This is a genomic window from Pedococcus bigeumensis (assembly GCF_006438965.1).
GTDB classification, from domain to species: Bacteria; Actinomycetota; Actinomycetes; order Actinomycetales; family Dermatophilaceae; genus Pedococcus; species Pedococcus bigeumensis_A.
Window position 1 is genome coordinate 418,944 of sequence record NZ_RCZM01000002.1, and the last position, 25,208, is coordinate 444,151.

Sequence of the window (25,208 nt, forward strand, 5' to 3'; positions counted from 1 at the left end):
CGGTCAGCCGACGATGCGGTCGAGGGTCAGCGGCAGGTCGGTGACCCGTCTTCCGGTGGCGTGCCTGATCGCGTTGGCGACAGCGGCACCGACTCCGACGATGCCCACCTCCCCCGCACCGAGGATGCCAAGCGGCATCTGGGGGTCGGGGTCGTCGAGCGTGTGCACGTCCAGGTGGGGCACGTCCGCGTGCACGGGCACGTGGTACTCGGCAAGGCTCGGGTTCATGATCCGGGCGGTGCGGGTGTCGATCAGGGTCTCCTCCCCCATCGCCATCCCCAGGCCCATCACGATGCCGCCGCGCAGCTGGCTGTGCGTCGTCTTCGGATTGACCACCCGACCCACGTCAAAGACGCTGAGCCACCGACGAATTCGCAGCTCTCCGGTGTCGGCGTCGACCCGGACCTCGCAGTAGTGGGCACCGGTTGCTGCCTTCATCCACCGCCTGCTGTCCATCACCATCTTGGACAGGAACCGCACCTGCCCCCACATGGCCTTCGGGCCGGTGTCGGCACCTACCTCGACCGTGAGCGACTGCTCCCCCGCGCGGGTCAGGACCTCGGCTGGGTCTGAGCCGTCCGGCATACCTGACTTGGACGCCAGCGCGTCCAGCCGCTTCCGCATCGCCTGGCAGGCCTTCTCGATCGAGGCGGCCAGGCTCGCGGTCTGGCCGGAGCCACCCGCGCCCGGGCCCATGGGCAGGTCGGAGTCGCCGTAGAGCGCGCTGACCCGCTCCAGCGGCACGCCCAGGCAGTCGGCGACCATCTGGCCCACGACCGTGGCCGTCCCCATGCCCATCTCGTGGAAGGCGCACGCCAGGGTGGCACTCCCCGTGGCGTCGACGGTGAGCTGGACGTTGGCGACGAACTCCCACGCCGGGTGGATCGCTGCCGCCACGCCCCAGCCCACGAGGTCCTTGCCGTCTCGGGTGCCGGGCGCGGGACGGTCGGCCCAGCCGAAGAGGTCGCGCCCCTGTTCGAGTGCCTGGGCCAGCCTGCGGTGGGAGTACCGCGTGCCGTGGACGGGGCTCTTGTCGACCGGCTGGTTGAGCAGTCGCAGCTCGACCGGGTCGAGACCCAGCTCGATGGCGAGCTCGTCCACGGCCGACTCCACGGCGAAGCTGCCCTGTGCTTCGCCGGGTGCCCGCATCGCGGTGTTGGTCATCAGGTCGAGCTCGACGATCTTCTGTTCGGCCAGGATCGTCGCGGCGTCGTAGAGGTCGAGGCTGCAGGAGATGATCTGGTCCGCCTCGCCCCCGACCCTGCCCTTGCGTGACGTGGCCTGGTGGATCAGGGCCTCCATCTGCCCTGTGCGGGAGGCGCCGATCGCCACCCGCTGCCTGGTCGGGGTGCGGCCACCCACCGTCCGGTAGACGCCCTCGCGGGTCAGCGCGAGCCGCACCGGCCGCTGCGCCACCTGGGCAGCCATGCAGGTGATCAGCGTGGCGGCCCACACCTTTGACTTGCCGCCGAACCCCCCACCGACGTACTTCGAGACGACGTGCACGTCACTGGCCGGCACGTCGAACCGTTTCGCAAGGAACTTCTGGGTCCAGTCGATGTTCTGGCAGCCCTCGTAGACCGTCAGCTTCTTGCCGTCCCAGACGGCGGTCGTGGCATGTGGTTCGAGGGCGTTGTGGTTGTGCTGCGGGGTGGTGAAGCTGAGATCCACCTGCACCGGCGCCTTCGTGTATGCCGCGCGGGCATCACCGCGCTTACCTCCCGTCGGGGGTAGCACCGGCATCGACCTCACCGCCTTGGCGGTGGGCAGCTCTGCCTCGAAATCGGCTGTGGGCGTGATGGTTTCGTAGTCGACCCGGACGAGGGAGGCGGCGTACTGGGCCGACTCGAGGGTCTCGGCCACGACCGCGGCCACCGGCTGGCCGTCGACGTGGACCTCGTCGGTGTTGAGGAACGCGATCGAGCTCCCTGCCGCCATCGTCGACAGGTCCATCGGGTTCATCCGGGTCGGCGGTGGCGTGAGACGCGGCGCATTGAGGTGGGTGAGCACGAGCACCACGCCGGGGTGCGCCTCAGCCTGGGCGACGTCGATGGACCTGATCCGGCCGCGGGCGATCGGGGCGTGGACGAGGACGGCGTGGGTCAGCCCCGGGATGGGGTACTCCGCCGAGAACCGTGCGGTGCCAGTCGTCTTCGCAAGCCCGTCAACCCGGTCGACCGCTCTGCCGATGGCGGGGCCGGTCCGGCCCGGGCCCGCGTCAGCCTCTGGCGGAGCAGATGGCCGCGCGGTCCGTTCGGGTGCCAGCGTCATGCCGCGCCTCCTTCGTCGCGCAGTCGCCTGAGCGTGGCCGTGATCGTGCGGACTGCCAGCTCGATCTTGAACTCGGTGCTCGGTGTACCGACCGCCTGGGCCAGCTCGGCACGAGCAGCGGCAGCGAACTCTTCGTCGGTGGCCGGCCGTCCCGCCAGGTACTGCTCGAGAGTCGTTGCCCGCCAGGGCTTGTGGGCCACTCCCCCGAGCGCCACGCGCGCCTGCGAGACGGTGCCGTTGGTGACCTCCAGGGCGGCTGCCACGGAGACCAGCGCAAAGGCGTAGGAGGCGCGGTCGCGCACCTTGCGGTAGCGAGAGCTGGCGGCCAACGGTTCGGCGGGGAGGGTGACCGCCGTGACGAGCTCGTCCGCGGCAAGGGTGGTGTCAAGGTGTGGCGACTCCCCCGGGAGCCGGTGGAAGTCCTGGATGGGGATCCTCCGCGTGCCTGTTCGGCTGGCCACCTCGACCTCGGCGTCCAGCATGACCAGGGCGACGGCCAGGTCGGAAGGATGGACCGCGACGCAGTGCTCGCTGGCTCCGAGGATGGCGCCCATCCGGTTGTGACCCGCGACGGCACCGCAGCCCGACCCCAGGTCACGCTTGTTGCAGGCCGCGGCGGCGTCGTAGAAATAGAGACACCGGGTGCGCTGCAGGAGGTTTCCGCCGACCGTCGCCATGTTGCGGATCTGGCCAGAGGCGCCCATCAGGACCGCCTGCGCGAGCACCGGATAGCGTTGGCGCACAGCCAGGTTGGCTGCCAGGTCGGTGTTCCGGACAGCGGCGCCGATCCGCAGGCCACCCGCCGGTGTCTCGGTGATCTCGGCCAGCGGGAGGCGGGTGACGTCGACCAGGACCTCCGGCGTCTCGATCCCCTCACGCATCAGGTCCACCAGGTTCGTCCCGCCACCGAGGAACTTCGCACCCGGCAGGTCCACGATCGCAGCGAGGGCCTCGTCGATGCTGGCCGGCACGGCATACGAGATCGGCTTCATCGGTGACTTCCCGTGGTGTCGGCGTACGACTCGATCGCGTCCGCGATGCCGTTGTAGGCGCCGCACCGGCACAGGTTCCCGCTCATGCGCTCGCGCACCTCGACGTTGGAGCGGCCGGGTGCCGCCCCCATGCTCTCCGAGACCGCGCTGGGCACCCCCTCGTCAAGCTCGCGGAGCATGCCCAGGGCCGAGCAGATCTGACCGGACGTGCAGTAGCCGCACTGGAAGCCGTCGGCGCCGATGAACGCCCGCTGCAGGTCGTGCGGCTCGTCGGGCGTGCCCACCCCCTCGATGGTGGTGACGTCCCGGCCTTCCACCTGGACCGCCAGGGTGAGGCAGGCCAGCACGCGCCGCCCGTCGACCAGGACGGTGCAGACACCGCAGGCGCCCTGGTTGCACCCCTTCTTGGTCCCCGACAGGTCGAGGTGCTCACGCAGGAGATCCAGCAGGCTGACCCCAGCGTCCACCTCGACCGCGGTCGGTGCTCCGTTGAGGCTGAAGCGGAGCTCTGGAGTGGTGCGGGGCTGCACGGGCACGGGCGTCTCCCTTCCTTTTCCGGAGACTAGTCCAGCGAGGACCCGCCTGCCGGTCGCGTGGCCGTCCGGAGGATTGACGGACGTTCACCGGCAGAGGTCCCCCACCTGGACGGCTCTGCTGCGCAAGAATGAGCCATGTCCTCACGGCCGGACGACCGGCGCCACGAGCCGATGCCGCCTCGCCGGCTCGCCGCGTCCGAGCCCAGCGAGGCCAGGTGACCACCACTTTCGGCTTCCTCCACCGGTGGTCGGTCGCCGCCACCCTGGTGCTCATCGGCGTCTTCGTGCTCGGGGCAACCGCCGTGCGCTTCGCTCCGCCCGGGTCGTCGGTGGCTGTCTGGTGGCCGGCGGCAGGCCTCGGAGTGGCGTTCCTGCTCGCGACCGGCCCCGACCGGCGGCGCGCCCTGATCGTGGTCGCCGGCGTGGTGGTGTTCAGCGGCGCAGCGAACCTGTACGGCGGCAGGCCGCCGTTCACGGCCGCGTGCTTCGGCGTGGCCAACGCCACCGAGGCCCTGGTCGTCTGGTGGCTGATGACCCGCGGAGGGCGTCGCCCGCGCCTTGCGTCGCTGGAGGACCTCGGAAGGCTGCTGGTCGCCACCCTCGCGGGAGCCGTCGTCTTCGGGGTGCTCGCCGGTCTCACGGTGGCGTTCACCCTCCACGGGACCTTCGTGCCCACGGCATACACCGTGGCGGCCTCCCACGCCGCCGCTGTCCTCACCATCGCGCCGCTGGGTGTGGCCGTCTCCACACGCAGGTCCGAACGCCGCCGCCTGGAGGACCTGTTCCAGTGGCTGGGACTCCTGGCTGTCGCCGTCTGGGTGTTCTGGTCCACCAACGGGCTGCCGCTCGCGTTCCTGCCCCTGCCCCTGCTCGTGTGGGGCGCGACCCGGCAGAGCCTGCGCACGCTCGCGGTACAGCTGTCCGGCCTGGGTGTGCTGGTCGTGGTCCTCACCAGCGACGGTGGCGGACCCTTCGCCGCCGCGGGGCGATCAGGGGCCGTCGAGCCAGAGACCGTCGGGGCACTGACCCAGGCCTTCCTGGTCACAGCTGCGGTCACCGGCCTCGCGCTCGCAGTCGCGTCCACGCAGCGTCGGGACGCCCTCGCGGAGCTGTTCAGAGAGGCCGCCTTCACCCAGACAGTGCTGAACTCGGCCCCCGCGACGGCGATCATCGGCACCGACTCCTCCGGCACGATCACCTTGTTCAACCGGGGGGCGACGAACCTCCTGGGCTTCCCGCCCGAGGACGTGGTGGGCTCGATGAACTGGGTCGAGCTGCACGATCCCGCCGAGGTGGCTTGCCGGGCCGAGGAGCTGGGCCTGGATCCCGGCCCCGCAGTCCTCGTCCACGTGCTCGAGGACGCGGAGCGTACCGAGACCCGGGACTGGACCTGGGTCACCCGGGACGGACGCCACATGGTGGTCGACCTGACGACCAGCGCGATCGTCGACGAGGCAGGTGCGGTCACTGGTTACATCGGGGTCGCCGAGGACGTCACGGAGCGGCGCGTTGCCGCCGACGCCGTGCAGGCAGCCCTCGACCGCGAACGTCGGGCGGTCGAGGAGCTCACCGCGCTCGACCGGGCCAAGACCGACTTCCTGTCCTCCGTCAGCCATGAGCTGCGGACACCCTTGGCCAGCGTCCTCGGCTACACCGAGATGCTGGAGGACGGCGCTGCCGGCGAGCTCTCGCAGAAGCAGCTCGACCTCGTGTCGCGCATCGATCGCAACGGGCGGCGCCTGCTCGCCCTGATCGAGGACCTGTTGCTCAACTCACGCATCGAGTCCGGGCAGCTCCACCTGGCGCGCCGCCCGTGCGACCTCGCGGAGATCGTCGACCACGCCTGGGAGTCCACGGGCGCCCTCGTCCAGAAGCGCGAGCTCCACCTGCGTCGTGAGGTGTCGGGTGAACCCGTCCCGTTGGACGGTGACGCCACCGCCCTCGAGCGCGTCGTCACGAACCTGTTGTCCAACGCGGTGAAGTTCACCCCCGACGGGGGCGTCGTGACGCTGGCCCTCGGCAGGACCGAGGACGGCAACGGAGCAGGAATGGCTCGACTGGTGGTGAGCGACAGCGGCTACGGGATCTCCGAGGAGGACCAACACCAGGTGTTCCGCCGCTTCTTCCGGTCCTCCGATGCCACCGACCGCGCCGTCCAGGGCACGGGACTGGGCCTGTCCATCGTCCAGGCGATCGTCGAGGGGCACGACGGCACCATCGACGTGGAGTCCACCCTGGGCGAGGGATCGACCTTCACCGTCCTCCTGCCACTGGCCACAGTCGCCGCACCGAGGTCGGGAACCGGCTGAGCGGAAGCCAGCTCCGTCCCGGGCGGTCAGGTGGGCGATGAGTCAGCGGCTCGGCGACGGTCTGATCCGGTATGAACACATCGTTTCTCGCCGTGGTGGTGGCCGTCATCGGGGCCTTCGTGATCAGTGCAGTCTGGTATGCCGCGTGGGGACGTTCGCTGCCCCGGTTGCACCCGGCATACGCCGAGGGGGCGGCACGGCCGCCAGCGGCCCTGGCAGCGATCCACCTGGGCGACTGGCTGCTCAAGCTGCTCGCGATCTGCTCAGTCCTGTCAGTCTGGCCCTAGGAGGCGGCCATGTCCCGCGTGAAGTCCGGCGGAAAGAGCTACGAGGTCGAGCCGTTGGTGGACACCTACATCGACGCGCTCCCACAGTGGCAACGCGAGCTGTGCCAACGGCTGCGCGACGTCGTGCACGCGGCCGACCCCGAGGTGCGGGAGACCATCAAGCGGCGGGTCCAGCCGTACTTCGTGCTCAACGGCAACATCTGTGCGCTGCTGGCCACGAAGGACCACGTCAACCTGTTCGTGTACGACGGTGCCGTCGTCGACGACCCGCACGGCCTGGTGACCGCCGGCCACGACAACGCCACCGCGCGCACCATCGCGTTCTGGGAGGGCGATCCCGTCAACGAGCCCGCGCTGCTGGAGTTCCTGCGCCAGATCATCGCCAACAACCGGGCCGGCGGGTGGCGCAAGCTCAAGGAGCGCTGAGACCGTCGCGACGCTGGGCACTGTGCGTCCTCGATGTCGGGACCTTGGACCCTGATACGAGGTGACGGGGCGGCTGCAGAGTGGCGTTGTCAGCGCACCGCAGTCAGCGGCGAGCGACCCAGCTGGGAGAGTCACCATGAGCACCATCGTCCGATCGCACACCGATCAGGAGAGCGGCACCACGAGTCAACCGCAGGTGGCCACCTCTGGCGCGACTGGCGCCTCGAGAGCCCTCCCCTACGTCCTGGGCGCCATCCGCCTCAGCCTCGGCTGGGTCTTCCTCTGGGCCTTCCTGGACAAGGTCTTCGGACTGGGTCACGGGACCCCCAGCAAGGGTGCCTGGATCAACGGCGGACACCCGACCATGGGCTTTCTCAAGAATGCAGCGGCCGGCCCGTTCGCCGACTTCTACCACGGCATCGCTGGCGCGGCGTGGGCTGACTCCTTGTTCATGCTCGGCCTGCTCGGCATCGGCGTCGCCCTCATCGCCGGCGTCGCCATGCGGTTCGCAGCCTTCGCCGGTGCCCTGCTGCTCGTCCTGATGTGGACCGCGGTGCTGCCCCCCGAGAGCAACCTCTTCATGGATGACCACCTCATCTACGCCATGACCCTCGTGGCGCTCATGCTGCTCGGCGCCGGCAAGTACCTCGGCTTCGGCCAGCGGTGGGAGCGGCTCTCGATCGTGCGCCGCTACGCCTTCCTGCGCTGAACCCAGCTCCCCGCGCACCTCCTGAGCCCCTGCTCCAGGAGGTGCGCGTTCGTGTGCCCCCGCACCTGCCGCCGAGGTCGGGACGTTCGGCACTGGGAGCAGAGGGGCAGCGAGCCGCATCATTGGCCCATGCCCCTCTATCCCGACCACGCGCGGTCCCGCATCCTGCACAAGGTGCACGTCCCTGACGTGGTCGCGGGACTGGTCCATGACGGGTTGGCGCCCCTCGTGGCACTGGCCGCAGTCCGGGAAGCGGTTCGCAGGGGTAGTCGCGTCCGCTTCCTCCAGGTGCTCCCCGCCGGCCTGAGCGACGAGGACCACGCAGGGGTAGAGGCGGCCCTGTTCAGCATCGCCATCAAGGCCCTCCACGCGCAGCCGCGGGTGCCCTGCACGTTCGAGTCAGTCGTGGGAACACCAGGCACCACCTTGGTCGAGGAGACACGTCACGCGGCGCTCCTCGTGGTGGGTCACAACGCCCCGGAGTCGCACGCGAAGTCCCAGGTCGCCGTCGCGGAGTACTGCCAGGAGCACTGCTCGTGCGAGGTCCTGGTCGTCACCACCCCATAGGATCGAGCTGTGGAAGGCCCGCCACGGTCAGTGGCTCGAGAACAGAGCTGGCCCAGCACCGCCGCACTCGACCTGGACGACCTGCTGGATGAGCTCCGCGGGCGCGCCCAGGCCTCGACCCAAGCCCAGCAGCGTCTCAGCGCCCTCCTGGATGCCGTCATGGCCGTCAACGCGGGACTCGACCTGGCAGAGGTGCTGACGCGGATCGTGCGCTCGGCCTGTGAGCTGGTCGACGCGAAGTACGGCGCCCTGGGGGTGCTCGGCCCCGACGGCGAGCACCTCGTGGAGTTCGTGACCCGCGGCCTGACCCCGGAGGAGCACGAGGCGATCGGGGACCTGCCCCGCGGCCACGGCGTGCTGGGACTGCTGATCCGCGACCCCCGTCCACTGCGGCTGGGCAACCTCGCAGACCACGCGGACTCCTACGGGTTCCCGCCGAACCACCCGCCGATGGGCAGCTTCATGGGCACCCCGGTCCTGATCCGCGACCAGGTCTTCGGCAACCTCTACCTCACCGAGAAGATCGGTGCCACGGGCTTCACCGCCGAGGACGAGGCCATCCTGGTCGCCCTGGCTGCGGCTGCGGGCATCGCCATCGACAACGCCCGGCTGTTCGAGCGCACCCGCCGCCAGCGTCAGTGGATGGCGACCACCGGTGAAGTCAGCCAGATGCTCCTCGAGGGGCGCGACGAAGCCACCGCGATGGCCTACCTCGCCCATCAGGCCCGCACCCTGTCCCGTGCCGAGCTGGCGGTCGTGGCCCTCTACGACGACAACGCCGAGCTGGTCGTCTGCGCCACGGACACGGAGGGAACCGCCTCGGACACGGAGACAACACCTGACGAGCACGACACCGCGGGCGCCACCACGTCCCGGGCAACCGAAGGCCTCGTCCTCGACGACGTCAGGTGGCGGCACCTGGTTGCCGGTCGGAGTCCCGTCCTGGTGGTGACCCGGGAAGGCGAGCAGGCCGACGCCTCCTTGGCCGGTGCCGTTCGTCAGCTGGACACGACGGACCCGCACGGTCCGACGGCCTTGTTGCCCATCGCCATCGGGACCGACGAGGTCGGGGTCCTCGCCGTCGCCTGGACGCCGGACGCGGAGCCGATCGTGAGCGACCTGTTGGAGCTCCTCGTGCCCCTGACCCACCAGCTGGCCCTGGCCCTCGTGGCGGCACGCAACCAGCACGCGCGGTCCCAGGTCGCGCTCCTCGAGGACCGGGACCGCATCGCCCGCGACATGCACGACCACGTCATCCAGCGTCTGTTCGCCACGGGCCTGTCGCTGCAGGCCACCTCTCGCGTCGCCCTCGCCGCCCCGGTGCGCGCGCGCCTCGACGACGCGGTGGAAGCCCTCGACGAGGCCATCAAGGACATCAGGCACACGATCTTCGAGCTGCACCGCGAGAAAGCCCCCACCGTCCTGCGCACGGAGGTCGAGGACCTCTTGCGGGCTGCCGAGGACGGCTTGGGCTTCGCCCCGGAGCTGACCATCGACGGGCCACTCACCTCGCTCACCGTCGAGCTCGAGGCGGACCTCGTCGCCGTGATCCGGGAGGCCGTCTCCAACGTCGCGCGGCACGCCCAGGGCACCAGCGTCGACGTCTCGGTGGTCGTGTCCGTGGGCGGTCGGCCGACGTTGACCATCACGGTGTCGGACAACGGCATCGGCCTCGACCCGTCAGCCCCGCGCAGCGGCCTGTCGAACCTGCGGGCCCGCGCCGACAAGCACGGCGGGTCGTTCCGCGTGGAGCCGAACTCCCCTCACGGCACGGTGTTGACCTGGGCCGCGGAGATCCCGGCGGAGCCGTCCGGCTGACGCACCGTCGCTTCGGCCGATCCGACGCGACAGGGACCATCGGCACTGGTCGTCCGTCGCCAGGTGCGGCATCGTCAGACCCAGGACGACCCCATCGCCCACCATCGCACGCGAGCAGGAGAACGATTCGTATGGAGCACGGCCCCGCGGCAACGGTCCGCGTCTTCCTCGTCGACGACCACGAGATCGTCCGGCGAGGTCTGCGCGAGCTCCTCGAGACGGTGGCCGAGTTCGAGGTCGTGGGTGAGGCCGGGACCGCAGCCGAGGCGATGGCCCGGATCCCAGCGGCCCGTCCCGACGTGGCCATCTTCGACGCCCGCCTCCCCGATGGGTCGGGGATCGACGTATGCCGCGAAATCCGCTCCCAGCAGCCGGCCACCAGGGCGCTCATCCTCACCTCGTTCGACGACGAGCGGGCCCTGTCCAGCGCCATCCTCGCGGGAGCGGCCGGCTACCTGCTCAAGGACATCAAGGGCAACGGACTGATCGAGGCGATCAAGGCCGTGGCTGCCGGCCAGCAGCTGATCGGACCGGCCGACGTCGAGCGGGCTCGGCGCAGCTGGGCGCGGGAGACCCAGGCCGACCCTCGGCTGCAGCGGCTCTCACCGCAGGAGCAGCGTGTCCTCGACCATGTCGCCCAGGGACTGACGAACCGCGAGATCGGCGTGGCCCTGTCGCTGGCCGAGAAGACGGTCAAGAACTATGTGACCGCCGTGCTGGGCAAGCTCGGCATGGAGAGCCGGACCCAGGCAGCGGTGTTCGCCGTCACCCACTCGGTGACGGCCAAGCCGGCGCGGCCCGCACCCTCGTCGTGAGGCACGTGCCCCCAAGGGGCTGACCGGTCAGGACGGGCTGAGCGGCGGGATCGCCGTGCTCCGGCGCCGGTCAGTTCAGCTTGCGGGTGCCCTCGGGCAGTGCGCCACCGGCATACACGTCCTCGGCGAGCGAGGCCAAGGCGGTGAGGGCGACGTTCTGGCTCCACGGGCCGTAGGAGACCCGGGCGACACCCAGCCGCTGGGCGTCCGCGAGGCTCAATGACCCGGGTATGCCGATCAGGTTCACCTTCTGCGGACCGAGTGCCTCGACGAGTGCGGTCACGGTGGGCTCGTCCAGCATGCCGGGGCAGAAGAAGGTCGCGGCTCCAGCGCCGAGATAGGCGCTGCCCCGCTCGATCGCGTCAGCCAGGACGGCGGCCGGGTCCTTGTCACCGGCCTTGAGGAACGCGTCGGTACGGGCGTTGAGGACGAACGGCACGCCGGCCTTCTCCCCTGCCGCGATGGCCGCCTCGACGGCTCGCACCGCGTCCGGCAACGGCTTGAGCTGGTCCTCGAGGTTTGCGCCGACGATGCCGACGTCGATGGCCCTGCTGATCGTCTCCCCCGCGTTGCCGTAGCCGGCTTCGAGGTCGGCACTCACCGGCAGGTCCACCGCCGCGGCGATCCGGCCGACGGCCTCGATCATCAGGTCCCGCGGGATCTGCTCACCGTCGGGGTAGCCGTATGCCGCGGCGATCGAGTGGCTGGCCGTGGCCAGTGCCTTCGTCCCCGGGGTGTCCGCCACGACCTTGGCCGTGATGACGTCCCAGACGTTGACGACGAGGAGCAGCTCCGGGTCCTGGTGGAGGCGGAGCAGCTCGTGGGCCTTGTTGACAGTGGTGGTCATGACTTCTCCATCGAGCTGAGGTCGGGTGGGACATCGACGGCGTGCTCCCGCAGGGCACGCAGCGGCACGACCCGCAGCACGGCCTCGTTGGTCGCCGCCAGCACCACGTGGGCGGCTGCCCCGTCGCGATGTGCGCGGGCCCAGTTGAGGGCCGTCACGCACCAGCGGTCTCCCGGGACGAGCCCCGGAAAGCGGTACTCCGGCATCGGCGTCGACAGGTCGTTGCCGATGCCCCGCTGGTGCTCGAGGAACTCGGCCGTCACCACCGCGCAGATGGTGTGGCTGCCGAGGTCCTGCGGCCCGGTGCTGCAGCAGCCGTCCCGGAAGAACCCCGTCATCGGCTCTGTACCGCACACCTCGAGGTCGCCCCCGAGGACGTTGCGTTCCGCCATGGTCCCAGCCCCTAGTCGCTGGTCCGTGGCTGCCACCACGGCTCGCGACCGGATCGAGCCAGCACCCGGTCGAACGGCGGCGCATCACCGGCGATCTCGACGGCCGGTCCGAACAGGCCCGGCGTCCCGGCGGCATCGAAACCTGACACGAACTCGAGCAGGGCGTGCGCCGAGGCGTCGTCACAGCTGTACTCCTGACCCGTGGCCCGCGCGAGGTCCCAGCCGTGCAGCATCACCTCGTCAAGGGCGACCAAGCCGGCGACCCGCCCTGGCAGGTCCTGCCCGCCAGCACGCGTCATGCCCTGCCACGCCTCCGGCGCTGCCCACGACTCGACCAGGGCTGGGCCGCGCCTGGCCAGCTCATCGCGCCATCCGTCCTCTGCCTCGGGCCACCCGCCGTCGTCGGGATTGCGGTCGGTCCAGGGGCCGAGGTCCTTGTCGGCCGCCGCGCGGAAGGCGCCCAGCAGGCCGGACACGTGGGCGAGGAGCTGGCTGATGGTCCTGCCCTCACACGGAGTCGGGTCGACGAGCTGCTCGTCCTCGACGGTCGAGGCCAGGTGCAGGAGCTGGGCTGTGGGGAGCTGGAAGTCGAACGGCACTGGCGAGGTGGTCGTCATCCCAGCAGTCTGCCCCAGCACCCATCACCACACACCTCGGCGACAGGTCAGGGAGACGGAACCTGCGGGGTCCCCTGGGTGGTGAGGTCTGGGTGGCTGGTGGGGTCGGTGACGATCGCCTGCGCGATGTCGGTCAACCGGTAGTGGTGGCGGCGCGCATAGTGGCGCATCAGCTCGAAGGCGGCGTTGACGTCGACCCCGTGGGTCCGGGCGAGGACGCCCTTGGCCTGCTCGATGGTGATCCGGCTGTTGAGCGCGCCCTGGAGCTGCTCGGTGAGGACCTCGCCGCTACGGATGCTCCGCTCCTGCAGCAGGCCGATGGTGGCGATGTCGGCCAGGGACTGGAGGATGCGGACGTCGCCGGGCTCGAGCAGGCCGGTGTTGGTGCTGAACATGTTCAGAGCCCCGATGACCCTCTGGCGGTGCCGCAGTGGAAACGCGTGGACGGACTGGAATCCGGCCTCGACCGCGCGGGGGGCGAACAGCGGCCACCGTCCAGCCGCCTCGTGGAGGTCCGTGTTGATCACAGCCGTGCCCGTCCGGAAACAGTCGAGGCAGGGCCCTTCCTGGTACTGCAGCTGGAAGAGCTCGAGCAGCTTGACCGACTCGGCTGAGGCGGCCATGTACTGCAGCTGGCCGTGTGCGTCAGCCAGTAGCAGTCCAGCGGAGGCGGTACTGCTGACATCGGCGGTGTGCTTGGTCAACGTCTCGAGGAACTCGATGACGTCGAAGTCGTCGACCAGGGTGTCCGCCACCTCGACGAAGACCTCGGCGAGCTGGTCAGCGGCAATCATGGTGTGCGCCCTTCCCCGATGTGTCCCTCGCGGGAAGGTCTATGTCTTGGTAGCTCATGGCGCATCCCGCTTCAGTCTCAGTCTACCGGCGACGATGTCCCTGGCGACATCGCTGACGGGACGGCCTTCGGCGTAGGCATGACCCCGGAAGCGGGCCATGGCCTCGTCGATGGTCACACCCAGGTCGACCATCACCATGCCCTGTGCCTGGTAGACCTCGAGTCGATAGGCCAGTGCGTCGTCGAGGTCGGTGATCGTCCGGCCGTCCGGAGCGCCGTCCTGCCCGTCCACCAGCAGTCCCATCGCCACCTCGGCGAAGGTGACCGCCTGGGTGAGGCCATCGGCGGTGAGCGACCCGGGCTCGACGCGGTAGACATCCAGCGCCCCGACCCGAGCAGCCCCGACCTGCAGGGGGAACGCGAAGACGGCCTGCACGCCATGGTCACAGGCGGCGCGGGCATAGCCGGGCCAGCGACGCATGCCGTGGGTTGTCAGGTCCGGCTCCAGCACGGGGCGCCGGGAGGTGTAGGCGTCGATGCATGGACCCTCGCCGAGGGAGAACTGCAGCTCCTCGAGCCTCCTGCTGGCTGCGCTCGACGCTGCGACCGTGCCGCCTCCCTGGTGGTCCTCGGTCAGCAGGCTGACTCCGACACCCGTCGCGGGCAGTGAGCGGGTCAGTGCCGTGCAGAGCCGTTCCAGACGACCGATGGTTCCGGGCGCGCCGTGCGGGTCCGTCGGCTCGTCGTCGATGAGCTGGTTGGCATGGGCGAGCCGTCCCTGCGAGGCGGTCATCGCGACGCCCGCTCCTCTTCGCGCAGGCGGGGCTCGGTCCGCCGCTCTGGGTGTATGCCGTGCTTGTCGCGGTAGAACTCACGCACCTGGTCCATGTCCGCGACGACATCTGGTGTGGCCGAGATCGTGGGACCGAATCCCGCTGTGCGAGTAGGGCCGTCGATGAAGGCAAGCGCAATGGGAAGCTTCGCTGACCGCGCGATGCGCCAGAAGCCGGACTTCCAGTACTCACCCTTCGTGCGGGTGCCCTCCGCGGCGAGAATGAGCAGGAACGGCTCACCGCTGCGCGCCTCACGCACGAGCTCTCGCACCACGGCACTGGGATTGTCACGATCGAGCGGCAGTCCGCCGAGCCGGTGCAGGAGCCACCCGAGCGGCCCGCGGAACAGCTCCTTCTTGATGAGGACCCGCGGGGTCACCCCTCCGCGCCACATGATGAGGAGCATCATGACGAAGTCCCAGTTGGAGGTGTGCGGCGCCCCGACAAGCACGCCGGTCCTGGGCACCTGACCGACAGCGGTCCAGCGACTGGCCCGCAACGCCAGACTGGCGAGCCGACTCCTCATGGTGTGCCTCTCGGGTGGGGCGAAACATGTCGCCTACCAGGAGCGACGCGGACCGTGCATTGCACGTCCTCCGATGCACGAGAGGTCGCTGCTCAAAGGCTACTCGCACGGTGGAGTGGTTCACGCAGAACACCCCCGCCCCTACAGTCGCTTTCATGGGACAGATGAGCATGAACAAGGTGATCCACGGCGCATTCCGGCGGGACCTCGACCGGTTCATCGCCGCACTGGCGGCATTCCAGCCCGGTGACCGCGCGAGGGCGACAGCCCTTGGCACGGCGTGGGCCAACTTCGACGACCAGCTCACCTACCACCACGAGGGAGAGCACGAGATCGCCTGGCCGGCGCTCGCGGCCGTGGGGGTCAGCCCTGAGCTGCTCGCTGCGATGGACGCGGAGCACGAGACCATGGCAGCGGCACTGAGCGAGACCCGGACCGCCATGGCCGCGCTTCTCCGCGATCCCGGCGTAGGGCCGGCCTCGTCCGCACAGGCGGCCTTCCAGAAGCTCCGAGCGGTCACCGTGCAGCACCTCGACCACGAGGAGTCCGAGCTCGAGCCCGTCTACCAGGCCAAGCGGGACACCCCTGAGATCAAGGCGATGGGCAGGGCCTTCGGGAAGTCGGGCCTGGCTCGAGGTGGCAGGTTCTTCACCTGGGTGCTCGACGGCGCGTCGGGTGAGGAGGAGGCCGCGGTGAGGGCAGAGGTGCCCGGTCCGGTGATCGCGGTCATCGGTGGGATCTTCGGTCGTGGCTACCGCCGCGACATCGCGCCGGTCTGGTCGGGGAACGACGCGCAGCGCTAGGTGAAAGTCCGGGCGCGCTGTCGGTCAGACGGCTTCCGAGACAGCGTGCGACGACACGAGGGCATTCAGGGCACCGATGAGTCGCGGCCACTCGGCGAGTCCATTCCCGTGACGGCACACTCTGACCGAGCGCCACAGGAGGTACTCCCATGTTCGTCGCAGCGCCCATCGTGTATCTGGACGAGTGCTTCGCAGCGCGGGTCCACCGGTGATCGCCGGTCTGCGCCCGGGCGACTCCGGGTATGACCGGGCCCGCGCCGTGTGGAACGCGATGGTGGACCGCAGGCCGGCCCTGATCCTCCCCTGCAGGTCTGCCGCGGGCGTGGTCGCGGCCGTCCGGCACGGTCGCGAGGAGGGCCTGGAGATCGGGGTGCGCTGCGGCGGACACAGCGTCCTCGGTCTCCCGCTGACCGACGGCGGTCTGCTCATCGACCTGGCCCCGATGGGCGCCGTGCAGGTGGACCCGGCCAGTCGACGGGCCCGGGTCGGTGGTGGGGCGCTGCTGGGTGCCCTCGACATCGCGTCCCAACGACACGGCCTGGCGACGACGGCCGGCAACGTGTCCCACACGGGTGTGGGTGGACTGACCCTCGGTGGCGGGGTCGGGTGGCTGTCTCGCCTCTGTGGGCTGAGCTCCGACAACGTCACCTCGTTCGAAGTGGTCACCGCCGCCGGGGACGTGGTCACGGCCAGTGCGACCGAGCGGCCGGACCTGTACTGGGGGCTGCGCGGTGGTGGTGGGAACTTCGGCGTGGTCACCGAGTTCGAGTTCCGCCTGCACCAGGTCGGAACCCGAGCGCTCGAGGTGGAGTTCGTGCACGAGCTCGAGGACGCCCACGAGGCGTTGCGAGGGTGGCGGGAGCTCCTGGCCGAGGCGCCTCGACGTGCGACGCCAGTTGCACGAGTGGGCGATCTCGACGGTCGTCCGGTCGCGCGGATCGGCTTCGTCTGGGTGGGTGACCCCGCCGAGGGGCGCCGCCTGGTCCCGTCGTACCGGTCGATCGGCCGACCGATTGCTGAACGCGTCGAGGAGCTGAGCTACCTCGACCTGCAGACCGCCGGTGACGACGTGGAGGGCCACGCGATCCGTCGGTACTGGAAGGGCCACTACCTCCGCCAGCTGAGCGACGACGCCATCGAGGCGTTCCTCGACCGCGGCGACGGCAGCTTTCCGGCAGCGCGCCTCACCCTGAACGCCGGCGCCATCTCGGACCTGCCCGACGAGGACTCCGCCTACAGCCACCGGGACGCCTTGGTCGAGTTCACCACCTCGGCGGGCTGGCTTGACCCGGCGGAGGACCAGGCACGGATGACCGCGGCGCGGGTGTACGCCGCCGGCATCGAGCCGTTCGCCAGCGGCGCCTACGTGAACGCCCTGGCGGACGAAGGAGACCAGGGCGTTCGACGCGCGTACCGCCCGGAGAAGCTGGCTCGGTTGACCGAGCTGAAGCGCGCGTACGACCCGGACAACGTGTTCCACCTCAACCCCAACATCCGCCCATGACCCGCCTCCCCCGTCTGACGCGGCGCGCCTCGGGCGCAGCCGAGGACACCGCGCAACCCCGGCCACACGGCATACCGGGGCTCGTCGACGTGGCTGGCACACTGGAACTGTGACCGAACGGGGGGCCAGCAGCACCGCCGTCCTCGTGTGCCAGGGCCGGGCAACGGCCGACGGCCGGTATGCCGTGGGTCGCTTCTCCGACCCGGTCGCCCGCGAGCTGCTCGACGCCGCGGACCGCGAGTTGGTGGACCAGGTGCGCGCGGGCGACGTACCGACCCGCGCCGCCGACCGGATGGCCTACGAGATGGTCCGGCGCACCGGCCTCACGATGGTGCCGCGAACGATCGCGATCGACGATGCCATCCGCGACCACGTCGCGGGGCAGCTCGTCCTCCTGGGCGCGGGTCTCGACTCCCGCGCCTATCGGATGCCGGAGCTGGCGGCGACCACCGTGTTCGAGGTCGACCATCCCGCGTCGCAACGGGACAAGCTGCGCCGGGTTCGCGCCCTCGCACCGGTCGCAGAGCGACTCGTCCCGGTCGCTGTCGACCTCACCAGCGAGCGGCTGGCTGGACCACTGGACGCTGCCGGGTTCGACACGGCGGCCGTGTCCACATGGGTCTGGGAGGGCGTCGTGCCCTACCTGTCCGCCGCCGACGTGCGGGCGACCGTGGCCCAGCTGGCGGAGCTGACCGCGCCCGGTAGCCGACTGGTCATCAACTACCAGGCCCGCTCCCTGCCGACAAGCGTCATGCGCAAGGTGATGAGGCTCGTGCTGCGCCTGTCGGGACAGCCCGACCCGCTCGCGCACGAGCCGTGGCGTTCCCTGTGGCGTCCCGAGGTCCTGCGAAAGCTGTTGGCCGACAACGGTTTCAGCGTGGTCTCGGACGTGGACCTGCTCACCGGAGCCGAGGGGCTGGCCCTCCCTGCCGAGAACATCGGCTCGCGGCGCAACGGCCGGGTCGCCGTCGCGGTACGCAACTGACGCGCTGCGCCGTGGAGGGCAACAACTCCACGGCAGCCCCGAGGTTGGCCACTCCTAGGCAGGTGGGGACTGGTTGAACCGGGCCCGGTCGACCACGACGCGGGTGATCTCTCCGCCCGCCACGGCCTCCCCCGCGTCGTCGGTCGCGGCGACCTCGAACGTGAGCCGTCGCGACCCGGCGGGACCGACCAGCCGAGCGCTCACCTCGACGGACCGGCCCACGGGTGTGGCCTTGACGTGGTCGATGCGGACCGCCGTGCCGACGCTCGTCTGACCCTCCGCGAGCAGGGGTGCGGCGACCAGGACCGTCGCTGCCTCCAGCCACGCGATCAGCCGCGGCGTGGCAAGCACCGCCACGTCGCCGCTGCCCAGGCTGATCGCCGTGTCCTCGTCCGTCACCACGTGCCGCATGACGCGACGCTAGCGAGGCCCGGCGCGGCAGCGTTGCCGCCGGAGGTCCCAGCTGCCTCACGCGAGGCCGGCGCGGTGGGCGAGCACGACCAGCTGCACCCGGTCTCGTGCGTCCAGCTTGGTCTGGATGCGCGAGACGTGGGTCTTCACCGTGGTCTCCCCGATGAACAGGCTCTGCGCTATCTCGGGATTCGTGGCCCCCTGTGCGACCAGGTGCAGCACCTCCGACTCCCGGGGCGACAGTCGACCCAGCGCCGCCACCACCTCGGGGTGCTCGCGCGTGGGCTGCCCACGGACCAGCTGCGCAAGTATCCCCTTCTCCACCGCGACGTCACCCGCGGCCACGGCTCGGATCCCCGCGACCAGCGACTCGCGGGGCGCGTCCTTGAGGAGGTACCCACTGGCGCCAGCGCGAAGCGCCGCGAGGACGTAGTCGTCAGCGCCAAACGTCGTGAGGATGAGAATCCTTGTGGCACAGCCCGACTCGATGATCCGGCGAGTTGCCTCGATGCCGTCGACGTCGGGCATGCGGATGTCCATCAGGGCGACGTCGGGCGCGAGGCTCGTGATCAAGCCGACCGCCTCGGCGCCGTCCGCGGCCGTGCCGAGCACGGTGAAATCCTCCTCGGCAGCGAGTATCGCCGCCACCCCGTCGCGGACCAGGAACTGGTCGTCGACCACGACCAGCGTGGTCACCGGGCATCCCCCAACGGCAGGACGGCCCGTACCCGGTAGCCGCCGCCGGGCCGTGGACCCGCAGTCAGCATGCCGCCGCACGCCGCAACCCGCTCGTGCATTCCGGACAGGCCGTACCCGGACACTGCCGCACTGCCGCTGCGGCTGCCGTTCGCCTCGACCGTCGGCTGGCCCGCGTTCTGCACGTCGATCACGAGCAGGTCCGCCTGTTGCCTGACGGCCACTGACGTGGGCGACGTGCGCGCGTGCCGCAAGGTGTTCGTCAGTGCCTCCTGCACCACCCGGTATGCCGTGGCCGAGGCTTCGGGGGTCAGCGTCGGTTCGTCACCTGGCGCCTCGAGGGTGACCTGCAGGCCCGACTCGCGCATCCGCCGGACGAGCTCCGGGACATCGGACCAGGTCGGCGGATGGGCGGCGCTGTTCGCCTGGGCCGGGTCTCGCAGCGCCTCGAGCAGCCGACGTGTCTCCCCCAGCGCCGCACGCCCGGTGTCCTGCACCTGGCGCATCGCCTCGTCGGCCCGAGCCGGGTCGGACGTCATGAACAGCCGGGCCAGCTCGGACTGGACGACGATGACGCTGAGGCTGTGCGACACCACGTCGTGGACCTCACGGGCGAGCCCCACCCGCTGGCCGGCAGCCTCCGCCTCGGCCTGCGCGGCGACCGCCTCGGCCACCCGGTCGCGGAGTGCGCGCTCGTGACGGAAGGCAGCCCCCAGGGCGAAGATCCACCACGCGTTCAGCCCCCACGCCCACGCGTTGTCGACGTGGATCTCGGGGATGACACTGGTCCAGAGCAGGACCGGCAGCTCGGGCAGGACCAGCGCGAGGTACTTCACCGGCCCGCTGCCGTAGCGTCCGCACGCGAAGACGGCGACCACGAGCAGGTACAGCCCGGTCAGCAGGAATGCGTGGACCTGCCCGGTCGTGGTCACGGCGAGCGAGGCGACCACCACGGCCAGGGCGGGTGCAGGGTGGGTCCTGCGCAGGCAGAGCGCCATGGCGGACAGGGTCAGCGCCACCGCCAACGGCCACCTCGGACCATGCACCGGGACGGTCTGGGGACCGGTGACCCACAGCTCCACCTGCCCCGCGGCCCACAGTGCCGCGGGGACCGCCCAGTCCCGCCACGTCAGGCGGCGCAGCAGCCCCTGCATGGCCCAAGGTTACGCGGGTCGGTGACTCGGGAGCGTCGTCCTCAGGTCCACACGACAGTCGCCGTGACGGACGACCCAGACGGGCCGCACGGTCGACGCGAGACGGCCGCCCCAGAGGTGACGATGCACGGATCCGCGAGGGAGCCAACGCGAAGGAGATCCTCATGCGACCGAACCAGCTGCTGCCAACGGCGATCGGTGCCGTGCTGCTCACGCTGCCGCTCGCGGCCTGTGGAACAGACCTCGGTGCCCAAGGAATCCCATTGTCCACCAACGCGTTCGATGCTGCGGTGGGCGAAGTGAAAGCAGCGGGCAAACCGGCCTACTACCTCGGTTCCAAGGCCGACGATCTACCCCTGACATCGCTCGACCTCGTCGAGGAGAACGCCCCGGCGTTCCAGGTCGAGGCCGACTACGGGACGTGCGAGTCGGCGGGCGATGGTGGGTGCTCTGCTCCGGTCGTGGTCTCGACCAACGACTGGCACCCGGATGTCCAGGGCCTGACCTGCCGACGCCTCGAACCCCAGCTCGGCGTCCCGGCGGGGGTCCTCATGGGGGAGCTCACTCTCACCACGGGTCGCCTGGTCGTCACCGTCTCCGACTTCCGCGGTCGCGGCGCCAGCGACGACGTCCAGCCGGCCGTGAGCCTGCTCTCGCAGCTGAGGTCGGTGGTGGCGTCGCAACCACTGGGGACGCTCCCGCCGCCCGACCCCGACGTGGCTGCCTGGATGGACGACGTGTGCGGCAGTACTCCCGGGCGCGAGGTCTCCCATCCACTCGAGGCCGCGCAGCATCCACTCGACAACTCGCACGTCCCGGACTTCACGGTCGAGCGGCTCGGTGGAGGCCAGCTGACGTGGGCGGACTACCGCCGCAAGCCAGTCGTCATCGTCGTGGGCCCGGTCCCGCAGGTGTCGACGACGGTGCGGCGGCTGCAGCCGCTGCTCGCTACCTCGCCCTCGCACCCCACCCTGCTCGGACTGGTCACCGACCCCACCGGTGACAAGTTCAACCCGCGTCCAGTGGCCGATATCGAGCGAGCGGCAGGAGCCCTGCCCGTGCCCGTCGGGTATGCCGCCGTGCCCCTGTCCGCAGTGTGGTTCCTCGACGCTGCGAGCAACACGGGGGTCGACGTGGGGATGGACGGGTGCGTCGTCGCGTTCGTCGACGCGGCCGGTGCGGTGGTGCACTTCGCCACCCCCTCGACACCGGACGGGCAGCTGACGGAGTGGGCTCGTGCGCTGGGCTGAGGTGTGGACGCCCGCCCCACCCGCACACTGCACCCGGGAGGTCATCCACGAGCCGGTCCTGACGGCGCCCAACACCATCACGCTCGTGCGGACCGTTGTCTCGATCGCCCTCGCGATGACCGCACTGGCGCAGTCGAGCGCGGGACTCCTCGTCGCGGCATACCTCGTGTACTGGGTGGGTGACCTGGCCGATGGCGAGGTGGCTCGCCGGCTGGGACTGGAGACGCGGATCGGGGCGGTATTCGACATCGTCGCGGACCGCGCGAACAGCCTGACCTGTGCGTCGTGCTTCGTCGCGCTCGACCCCCGCCTCGGTGTCCCCCTGACCATCTACGCCATCGAGTTCGCGGTGGTCGACACGATGCTGTCGCTCGGCTTCCTTGCGTTCGAGGTCAGGGGCCCCAACGACTTCCACGGGGTCGATCTCGTGCTGTGGCGGTGGAACTGGTCGCGACCGGCGAAGGCAGTGAACACCTCGTGCATCGTGCTGGCCTGCCTGGCTGGTCGGGCGGGCTGGGCCACCGTGTTCGCCAGCGCGGTCTTGGTCGGCAAGGTCTGGTCGTGCGTGCGGTTGCGCGCCCTCATCACCGCCCCGGCCCTCCAGGTGGGAAACGACTGCGGCTGCTGACCTCGCTCACGAGCGAGCCCTCCCGACGAGGTGGAACACGCGGCTGAGCTGTCTGTAGGGGTCGCGGAGACTGGCCCGGAGCTCGACTTCCGCCACGGCCTCGACGTCGGTGCTCGCGAGAGGGAGGTCGATCCAGTCAGAGAAGAGCCAGACCCCGTACCAGTCCTCGGCCTCGACCCCACCTCGTCGCAACAGCTCGGAAAGGTGCTCCACGGTGTCGCCACGGGTCGACGCGCCCAGGACACCGATCTCGCTGTCGGCGTCGAATCCGGCCAGGGCGTCGGCCCACCTGCCCTCGAGGGCCGGCCGCACCGCCATCGTCGCGGCGTTGAGCGCCATGACCGAGACCACTCCCCCGGGTTCCACGCATCGGCAGAGGACCTCCACCAAGGGGTCGGGCGTGGGGAGGTACATCAGCACGCCGTGGCAGAGGACTGCCGAGAACTGCCGGCCATCGGTGACCTCGACGGCGGACTCCCCTGCCGCCTGCACCAGGCCGATCCGCGAGCGGACGGCGTGGGGCTCCTGGGCCACCCGGTCCTCGGCCTTGGCCAGCATCGCCGCCGACGGGTCGAGGATCGTGACGTCGTACCCGAGCCGGGCCAACGGCAGCGACTGGTGTCCCGCGCCCCCTCCGACGTCCAGGACCGAAGCCGGCGCGGGTGGCAGGTGTCGCAGCAGCTGCTGGTGCAGGACGTGCGTCCGCACCTGTCCCTTCACGGTCGCGTAGGCGCCCTCGACGAAGGGATCGGCCAGCGGCTGCCACGCATCATCGACCACGGGCCCATGCTGCCAGCCCCCGCAACCGACCGCTGGTCAGCGCCACCTGTCGCCGGCGGCCCGCACGTAGTGGCGCCACACGAACCGCCATGGGGTGACGGCCAGGATGACGACCACCAAGGAGCAGTTCACCGCCAAGTCCGACGTGGCCGCATCGAGCTCCCCCGAGATGGCCTTGGGCAGGACCACCAGCGAGAGCCAGAGCAGCTTCCACGCCGACTCGAACAACAGGACGGGCAGCATCGTGACGGGGTAGCGCAACCCGACGAGGGCCAGCAGGGACATCGCGGTCAGCAAGCAGAGCGTCACGCCCTCGTACAGCGGCAACGTGTGGGCGCTGGAAAGCAGCGGCCACTTCACGATGGCCAGGCCCACCCCCATCAGGAGGAACCCAGCGCGCATCAGGTGCAGGCGGGTCAGGGACAGGTCGGCTGCGGGAGTCGTGGATCTCGCGGTTGTCGGGGGCGCAGGCGTGGGAGGCGTGTGAGGTGCGGGCGTCGTGACGGTCATGACCTTCTCCGATGTCGAGCGGGACTGCATGCGGTCGTGTGGTTGGACAGCTGCGTGGCGTAGGACGCAGGTTCCTCGCCGTCACCTCGAACACCTAGGAATGTTGCTGTTCCAGGGAATCGCCCTCGCTCGCCGGGTGGACCGGCGTGAGCGAGATCAGGGTGACCCCGAGGTCCCGGACCGCGGCGAGGAGGCCGTGCAGCTCCGACTGGTCCGCGACGTCGCGGCGCAGGATCGTCGTGCCGTCGTCCTCATGGCTCATCGACAGCCCGCCGAGGAACCCCGACCAGTGGCGGTCCAGATGGCCCTCGAACCGGAGCTCGTACGTCGTGGTCATGACCGCTCCCCCACCATCAACATCGGGGTCAGCCTCGGGCGTCGAGCCCCGCCGCCGACCGGGTCGCGACGAATCGCCCACTCCGCGACCGCCAGGTTGATCGCCCAGGCGGCTCCCCGCGAGGCGTCCAGGGCGACGGCGCTGTGCCCGAAGAAGGCCTCGCCCAGGCCCTGCGTGAACACCTGCGTCCCGGCCGCGAGGGCGATGGCGTAGGCGCGCGTCATCCAGGCCCGATGGGCGGGGACGTCACCCTGCCAGATCGACCGGACCCCCAGCACCAGGCTCGCCACCAGCGCCGACCCGAAGACGAGCCGCAGCACGAACAACAGCACCCCTGAGTCCTCCTGTGGCGCGAAGAACACCGTCAGCCAGAGGGCGGACAACGCCACCCCGAGGCCTGCGCCGACGAGCACCCGTCCGGTCGTCCGGTGCCAGCGTGGCCAGCGTCGCCGGATCCCCGCCGAGAACTGGAGTGCCCCCAGGAGTGCGTAGGTGGCGGCGCAGACGATGTGGACCACGACGGGCAGCGGGGAGGACGTGAACCGGGCGTCGGCCGGGATGATCGCCGGACCACCACCGAGCTCGACGAGCCGCGCGGTCCCGGCGAGGACCGGGACGAGGCTCAACGCCACCAGTGCGGCCGGAACGCGCCAGCCCCGCTGCCGGGTGGTCATCGGGCTGCGGCGTGGGTGCGGGCCGCAACGACTGGTGCGGCAGCGGGTGCGGTGGCCGGTGCGACGTCCCCCTGGTTGCGCTGGTCGCGCCACAGTGAGACGCCGAGCCCCATGAGGGCAAGACCGGTGGGGACGGCAAGGGGGCGGTTGAACGAGTCCGGGAGCACCGCCAGGGCCAGCGTCGACACATTACCGACCGCAAGGAGGAGCGCTGCCGGGCGCGCGAGGATGCCGGCGCGGAAGGTGGCGATCCCGAACAGCAGGCCACCCAGGGCATACCCCACGCCCATGATCGCAAAGACGGTCAGGAGCGGCCCGATGTCACCCTTCGCGTGGCCACCGAACGCGGTCACGATGACATCGTTGACGTACCCGGGCGAGGACTTTGCCACGGTAGGCAACACGAACGCGGCTACGTACTCGGTCCCCAGCATGAGGAGGTACCCGAGGCTGAGCAGCAGGTACCCCGCCAGGCCGACGAGGCCGACCTTGGCGCGCTGGCGCAGGTACATGCCGGTGATTCCTGCCAGCGCCAGGGCGGCCATGACGGTCTTGGCCGTGCTGCGGACAATCCAGTCGGTCGTGACGGCGGAGGCGCCCACGGTGGCGGGGTGGTTGATCTGGACGAGGACGAAGATCGTCCCGGCGACGGCGGTTGCGATGCCCGCCGCCTGGCCGAGCCGACTGGTGGTAACGGTCATGGCTGGTTCCTTTGCTGACTGGCCCGGTCGGTGTGCC

At 70.4% G+C, this 25,208-nt stretch carries 29 protein-coding genes; 12 read left to right on the plus strand and 17 right to left on the minus strand.

The features are described from left to right. Positions 1 to 3 precede the first annotated feature (3 nt). Genes EAH86_RS06905 through EAH86_RS06915 form a run of 3 tightly spaced genes read right to left on the minus strand, consistent with a single transcriptional unit; the run spans position 4 to position 3,799 of the window. The gene (locus EAH86_RS06905; protein WP_140738097.1) at positions 4 to 2,271 is read right to left on the minus strand and encodes a xanthine dehydrogenase family protein molybdopterin-binding subunit; all 2,268 of its coding nucleotides are present in this window, start codon (positions 2,269 to 2,271) and stop codon (positions 4 to 6) included. Next, complete coding sequence (locus EAH86_RS06910) at positions 2,268 to 3,263, minus strand: FAD binding domain-containing protein (protein ID WP_140738100.1); 996 nt, start codon at positions 3,261 to 3,263, stop codon at positions 2,268 to 2,270. Before EAH86_RS06910 ends, EAH86_RS06905 begins: the two co-directional genes overlap by 4 nt. Next, the gene (locus EAH86_RS06915) at positions 3,260 to 3,799 is read right to left on the minus strand and encodes a 2Fe-2S iron-sulfur cluster-binding protein (RefSeq protein ID WP_140738103.1); all 540 of its coding nucleotides are present in this window, start codon (positions 3,797 to 3,799) and stop codon (positions 3,260 to 3,262) included. Before EAH86_RS06915 ends, EAH86_RS06910 begins: the two co-directional genes overlap by 4 nt. A gap of 215 nt (positions 3,800 to 4,014) precedes the next feature. On the opposite strand from EAH86_RS06915, the gene EAH86_RS06920 reads away from it, so the two are divergent. From EAH86_RS06920 to EAH86_RS06950, 7 genes are all read left to right on the plus strand, one after another. Further along, a complete protein-coding gene (locus EAH86_RS06920; protein WP_161988583.1) occupies positions 4,015 to 6,108 on the plus strand; it encodes an ATP-binding protein in 2,094 nt (697 codons plus the stop codon). Between the two features lie 71 nt (positions 6,109 to 6,179). Further along, positions 6,180 to 6,395 carry a hypothetical protein gene (locus EAH86_RS06925; RefSeq protein WP_140738109.1) on the plus strand — a complete coding sequence of 72 codons (216 nt, stop codon included), beginning with the start codon at positions 6,180 to 6,182 and terminating at the stop codon, positions 6,393 to 6,395. A gap of 9 nt (positions 6,396 to 6,404) precedes the next feature. Beyond that, positions 6,405 to 6,821 (plus strand): DUF1801 domain-containing protein, encoded by a 417-nt coding sequence (locus EAH86_RS06930; protein WP_140738113.1) that lies wholly within the window; start codon positions 6,405 to 6,407, stop codon positions 6,819 to 6,821. A gap of 136 nt (positions 6,822 to 6,957) precedes the next feature. Beyond that, on the plus strand, positions 6,958 to 7,530 hold the full coding sequence (locus EAH86_RS06935) for a DoxX family protein (protein ID WP_140738116.1): 573 nt from the start codon (positions 6,958 to 6,960) through the stop codon (positions 7,528 to 7,530). A 129-nt stretch (positions 7,531 to 7,659) separates the two neighbouring features. Beyond that, a complete protein-coding gene (locus EAH86_RS06940) occupies positions 7,660 to 8,097 on the plus strand; it encodes a universal stress protein (protein ID WP_140738119.1) in 438 nt (145 codons plus the stop codon). A 30-nt stretch (positions 8,098 to 8,127) separates the two neighbouring features. Then, a complete protein-coding gene (locus tag EAH86_RS06945; protein ID WP_161988584.1) occupies positions 8,128 to 9,915 on the plus strand; it encodes a GAF domain-containing sensor histidine kinase in 1,788 nt (595 codons plus the stop codon). Positions 9,916 to 10,046: 131 nt separating this feature from the next. Continuing rightward, positions 10,047 to 10,730 carry a response regulator gene (locus EAH86_RS06950; RefSeq protein WP_140738125.1) on the plus strand — a complete coding sequence of 228 codons (684 nt, stop codon included), beginning with the start codon at positions 10,047 to 10,049 and terminating at the stop codon, positions 10,728 to 10,730. Between the two features lie 70 nt (positions 10,731 to 10,800). Here EAH86_RS06950 and EAH86_RS06955 read toward each other — a convergent pair whose 3' ends face one another. From EAH86_RS06955 to EAH86_RS06980, 6 genes are read right to left on the minus strand one after another with little or no spacing between them, the layout of a single operon-like run. Beyond that, positions 10,801 to 11,577, minus strand: a complete 777-nt coding sequence (locus tag EAH86_RS06955; protein ID WP_140738128.1) for an isocitrate lyase/PEP mutase family protein — start codon at positions 11,575 to 11,577, stop codon at positions 10,801 to 10,803. Then, the gene (locus EAH86_RS06960) at positions 11,574 to 11,969 is read right to left on the minus strand and encodes a DUF2237 family protein (RefSeq protein ID WP_140738131.1); all 396 of its coding nucleotides are present in this window, start codon (positions 11,967 to 11,969) and stop codon (positions 11,574 to 11,576) included. Before EAH86_RS06960 ends, EAH86_RS06955 begins: the two co-directional genes overlap by 4 nt. Positions 11,970 to 11,980: 11 nt before the next feature. After that, the gene (locus EAH86_RS06965) at positions 11,981 to 12,586 is read right to left on the minus strand and encodes a TIGR03086 family metal-binding protein (protein ID WP_140738134.1); all 606 of its coding nucleotides are present in this window, start codon (positions 12,584 to 12,586) and stop codon (positions 11,981 to 11,983) included. Between the two features lie 47 nt (positions 12,587 to 12,633). Further along, positions 12,634 to 13,380 (minus strand): GAF and ANTAR domain-containing protein, encoded by a 747-nt coding sequence (locus tag EAH86_RS06970; protein ID WP_140738137.1) that lies wholly within the window; start codon positions 13,378 to 13,380, stop codon positions 12,634 to 12,636. A 54-nt stretch (positions 13,381 to 13,434) separates the two neighbouring features. Next, positions 13,435 to 14,172 carry a GAF and ANTAR domain-containing protein gene (locus EAH86_RS06975; protein ID WP_140738140.1) on the minus strand — a complete coding sequence of 246 codons (738 nt, stop codon included), beginning with the start codon at positions 14,170 to 14,172 and terminating at the stop codon, positions 13,435 to 13,437. Then, on the minus strand, positions 14,169 to 14,738 hold the full coding sequence (locus tag EAH86_RS06980) for a 1-acyl-sn-glycerol-3-phosphate acyltransferase (protein WP_140738143.1): 570 nt from the start codon (positions 14,736 to 14,738) through the stop codon (positions 14,169 to 14,171). Before EAH86_RS06980 ends, EAH86_RS06975 begins: the two co-directional genes overlap by 4 nt. A 155-nt stretch (positions 14,739 to 14,893) precedes the next feature. Between EAH86_RS06980 and EAH86_RS06985 the strand changes: the two genes are divergently transcribed. From EAH86_RS06985 to EAH86_RS06995, 3 genes are all read left to right on the plus strand, one after another. After that, on the plus strand, positions 14,894 to 15,541 hold the full coding sequence (locus tag EAH86_RS06985) for a hemerythrin domain-containing protein (RefSeq protein ID WP_161988585.1): 648 nt from the start codon (positions 14,894 to 14,896) through the stop codon (positions 15,539 to 15,541). 208 nt (positions 15,542 to 15,749) lie between these two features. Then, entirely contained in the window at positions 15,750 to 17,045 is a 1,296-nt protein-coding gene (locus EAH86_RS06990) for an FAD-binding oxidoreductase (protein WP_241668244.1), read from the plus strand. Positions 17,046 to 17,154: 109 nt separating this feature from the next. Further along, positions 17,155 to 18,030 carry a class I SAM-dependent methyltransferase gene (locus tag EAH86_RS06995; RefSeq protein ID WP_140738149.1) on the plus strand — a complete coding sequence of 292 codons (876 nt, stop codon included), beginning with the start codon at positions 17,155 to 17,157 and terminating at the stop codon, positions 18,028 to 18,030. A gap of 54 nt (positions 18,031 to 18,084) precedes the next feature. Here EAH86_RS06995 and EAH86_RS07000 read toward each other — a convergent pair whose 3' ends face one another. Genes EAH86_RS07000 through EAH86_RS07010 form a run of 3 tightly spaced genes read right to left on the minus strand, consistent with a single transcriptional unit; the run spans position 18,085 to position 20,291 of the window. Beyond that, complete coding sequence (locus EAH86_RS07000; protein WP_140738152.1) at positions 18,085 to 18,441, minus strand: thioesterase family protein; 357 nt, start codon at positions 18,439 to 18,441, stop codon at positions 18,085 to 18,087. Positions 18,442 to 18,498: 57 nt separating this feature from the next. After that, the gene (locus tag EAH86_RS07005; protein ID WP_140738155.1) at positions 18,499 to 19,137 is read right to left on the minus strand and encodes a response regulator; all 639 of its coding nucleotides are present in this window, start codon (positions 19,135 to 19,137) and stop codon (positions 18,499 to 18,501) included. Next, on the minus strand, positions 19,134 to 20,291 hold the full coding sequence (locus EAH86_RS07010) for a sensor histidine kinase (protein WP_140738158.1): 1,158 nt from the start codon (positions 20,289 to 20,291) through the stop codon (positions 19,134 to 19,136). The genes EAH86_RS07005 and EAH86_RS07010 overlap by 4 nt, the downstream gene beginning before the upstream one ends. Before the next feature lie 164 nt (positions 20,292 to 20,455). Between EAH86_RS07010 and EAH86_RS07015 the strand changes: the two genes are divergently transcribed. Together EAH86_RS07015 and EAH86_RS07020 are read left to right on the plus strand one after the other, a co-directional pair. Continuing rightward, positions 20,456 to 21,541 carry a hypothetical protein gene (locus tag EAH86_RS07015; protein WP_140738161.1) on the plus strand — a complete coding sequence of 362 codons (1,086 nt, stop codon included), beginning with the start codon at positions 20,456 to 20,458 and terminating at the stop codon, positions 21,539 to 21,541. Next, the gene (locus EAH86_RS07020) at positions 21,528 to 22,169 is read left to right on the plus strand and encodes a CDP-alcohol phosphatidyltransferase family protein (RefSeq protein ID WP_206665759.1); all 642 of its coding nucleotides are present in this window, start codon (positions 21,528 to 21,530) and stop codon (positions 22,167 to 22,169) included. Before EAH86_RS07015 ends, EAH86_RS07020 begins: the two co-directional genes overlap by 14 nt. 6 nt (positions 22,170 to 22,175) lie before the next feature. Here EAH86_RS07020 and EAH86_RS07025 read toward each other — a convergent pair whose 3' ends face one another. The 5 genes from EAH86_RS07025 to EAH86_RS07045 all read right to left on the minus strand — a co-directional run bounded on the left by EAH86_RS07025 (position 22,176) and on the right by EAH86_RS07045 (position 25,171). Further along, positions 22,176 to 22,949: a methyltransferase domain-containing protein gene (locus EAH86_RS07025; RefSeq protein WP_140738164.1), complete on the minus strand. Its 774-nt coding sequence runs from the start codon at positions 22,947 to 22,949 to the stop codon at positions 22,176 to 22,178. 36 nt (positions 22,950 to 22,985) lie between these two features. Next, on the minus strand, positions 22,986 to 23,459 hold the full coding sequence (locus tag EAH86_RS07030; protein ID WP_140738169.1) for a hypothetical protein: 474 nt from the start codon (positions 23,457 to 23,459) through the stop codon (positions 22,986 to 22,988). A gap of 94 nt (positions 23,460 to 23,553) precedes the next feature. Continuing rightward, positions 23,554 to 23,796: a hypothetical protein gene (locus tag EAH86_RS07035; protein WP_140738172.1), complete on the minus strand. Its 243-nt coding sequence runs from the start codon at positions 23,794 to 23,796 to the stop codon at positions 23,554 to 23,556. Beyond that, a complete protein-coding gene (locus EAH86_RS07040) occupies positions 23,793 to 24,470 on the minus strand; it encodes a DUF2306 domain-containing protein (RefSeq protein WP_140738175.1) in 678 nt (225 codons plus the stop codon). The genes EAH86_RS07035 and EAH86_RS07040 overlap by 4 nt, the downstream gene beginning before the upstream one ends. Then, entirely contained in the window at positions 24,467 to 25,171 is a 705-nt protein-coding gene (locus EAH86_RS07045) for a hypothetical protein (protein WP_194150749.1), read from the minus strand. Before EAH86_RS07045 ends, EAH86_RS07040 begins: the two co-directional genes overlap by 4 nt. Positions 25,172 to 25,208: the final 37 nt, after the last annotated feature.

Coding starts and splice junctions, on each gene's coding strand:
- EAH86_RS07045 (WP_194150749.1), bottom strand. CDS start 25,171: ATGACCGTTACCACCAGTCGGCTCGGCCAGGCGGCGGGCATCGCAACC.
- EAH86_RS06950 (WP_140738125.1), top strand. CDS start 10,047: ATGGAGCACGGCCCCGCGGCAACGGTCCGCGTCTTCCTCGTCGACGAC.
- EAH86_RS06935 (WP_140738116.1), top strand. CDS start 6,958: ATGAGCACCATCGTCCGATCGCACACCGATCAGGAGAGCGGCACCACG.
- EAH86_RS06905 (WP_140738097.1), bottom strand. CDS start 2,271: ATGACGCTGGCACCCGAACGGACCGCGCGGCCATCTGCTCCGCCAGAG.
- EAH86_RS06960 (WP_140738131.1), bottom strand. CDS start 11,969: ATGGCGGAACGCAACGTCCTCGGGGGCGACCTCGAGGTGTGCGGTACA.
- EAH86_RS06965 (WP_140738134.1), bottom strand. CDS start 12,586: ATGACGACCACCTCGCCAGTGCCGTTCGACTTCCAGCTCCCCACAGCC.
- EAH86_RS06975 (WP_140738140.1), bottom strand. CDS start 14,172: ATGACCGCCTCGCAGGGACGGCTCGCCCATGCCAACCAGCTCATCGAC.
- EAH86_RS07000 (WP_140738152.1), bottom strand. CDS start 18,441: ATGCGGCACGTGGTGACGGACGAGGACACGGCGATCAGCCTGGGCAGC.
- EAH86_RS06980 (WP_140738143.1), bottom strand. CDS start 14,738: ATGAGGAGTCGGCTCGCCAGTCTGGCGTTGCGGGCCAGTCGCTGGACC.
- EAH86_RS07030 (WP_140738169.1), bottom strand. CDS start 23,459: ATGACCGTCACGACGCCCGCACCTCACACGCCTCCCACGCCTGCGCCC.
- EAH86_RS06925 (WP_140738109.1), top strand. CDS start 6,180: ATGAACACATCGTTTCTCGCCGTGGTGGTGGCCGTCATCGGGGCCTTC.
- EAH86_RS06985 (WP_161988585.1), top strand. CDS start 14,894: ATGGGACAGATGAGCATGAACAAGGTGATCCACGGCGCATTCCGGCGG.
- EAH86_RS07040 (WP_140738175.1), bottom strand. CDS start 24,470: ATGACCACCCGGCAGCGGGGCTGGCGCGTTCCGGCCGCACTGGTGGCG.
- EAH86_RS06940 (WP_140738119.1), top strand. CDS start 7,660: ATGCCCCTCTATCCCGACCACGCGCGGTCCCGCATCCTGCACAAGGTG.
- EAH86_RS06910 (WP_140738100.1), bottom strand. CDS start 3,263: ATGAAGCCGATCTCGTATGCCGTGCCGGCCAGCATCGACGAGGCCCTC.
- EAH86_RS07015 (WP_140738161.1), top strand. CDS start 20,456: ATGCGACCGAACCAGCTGCTGCCAACGGCGATCGGTGCCGTGCTGCTC.
- EAH86_RS07010 (WP_140738158.1), bottom strand. CDS start 20,291: ATGCAGGGGCTGCTGCGCCGCCTGACGTGGCGGGACTGGGCGGTCCCC.
- EAH86_RS06955 (WP_140738128.1), bottom strand. CDS start 11,577: ATGACCACCACTGTCAACAAGGCCCACGAGCTGCTCCGCCTCCACCAG.
- EAH86_RS06930 (WP_140738113.1), top strand. CDS start 6,405: ATGTCCCGCGTGAAGTCCGGCGGAAAGAGCTACGAGGTCGAGCCGTTG.
- EAH86_RS06970 (WP_140738137.1), bottom strand. CDS start 13,380: ATGATTGCCGCTGACCAGCTCGCCGAGGTCTTCGTCGAGGTGGCGGAC.
- EAH86_RS07035 (WP_140738172.1), bottom strand. CDS start 23,796: ATGACCACGACGTACGAGCTCCGGTTCGAGGGCCATCTGGACCGCCAC.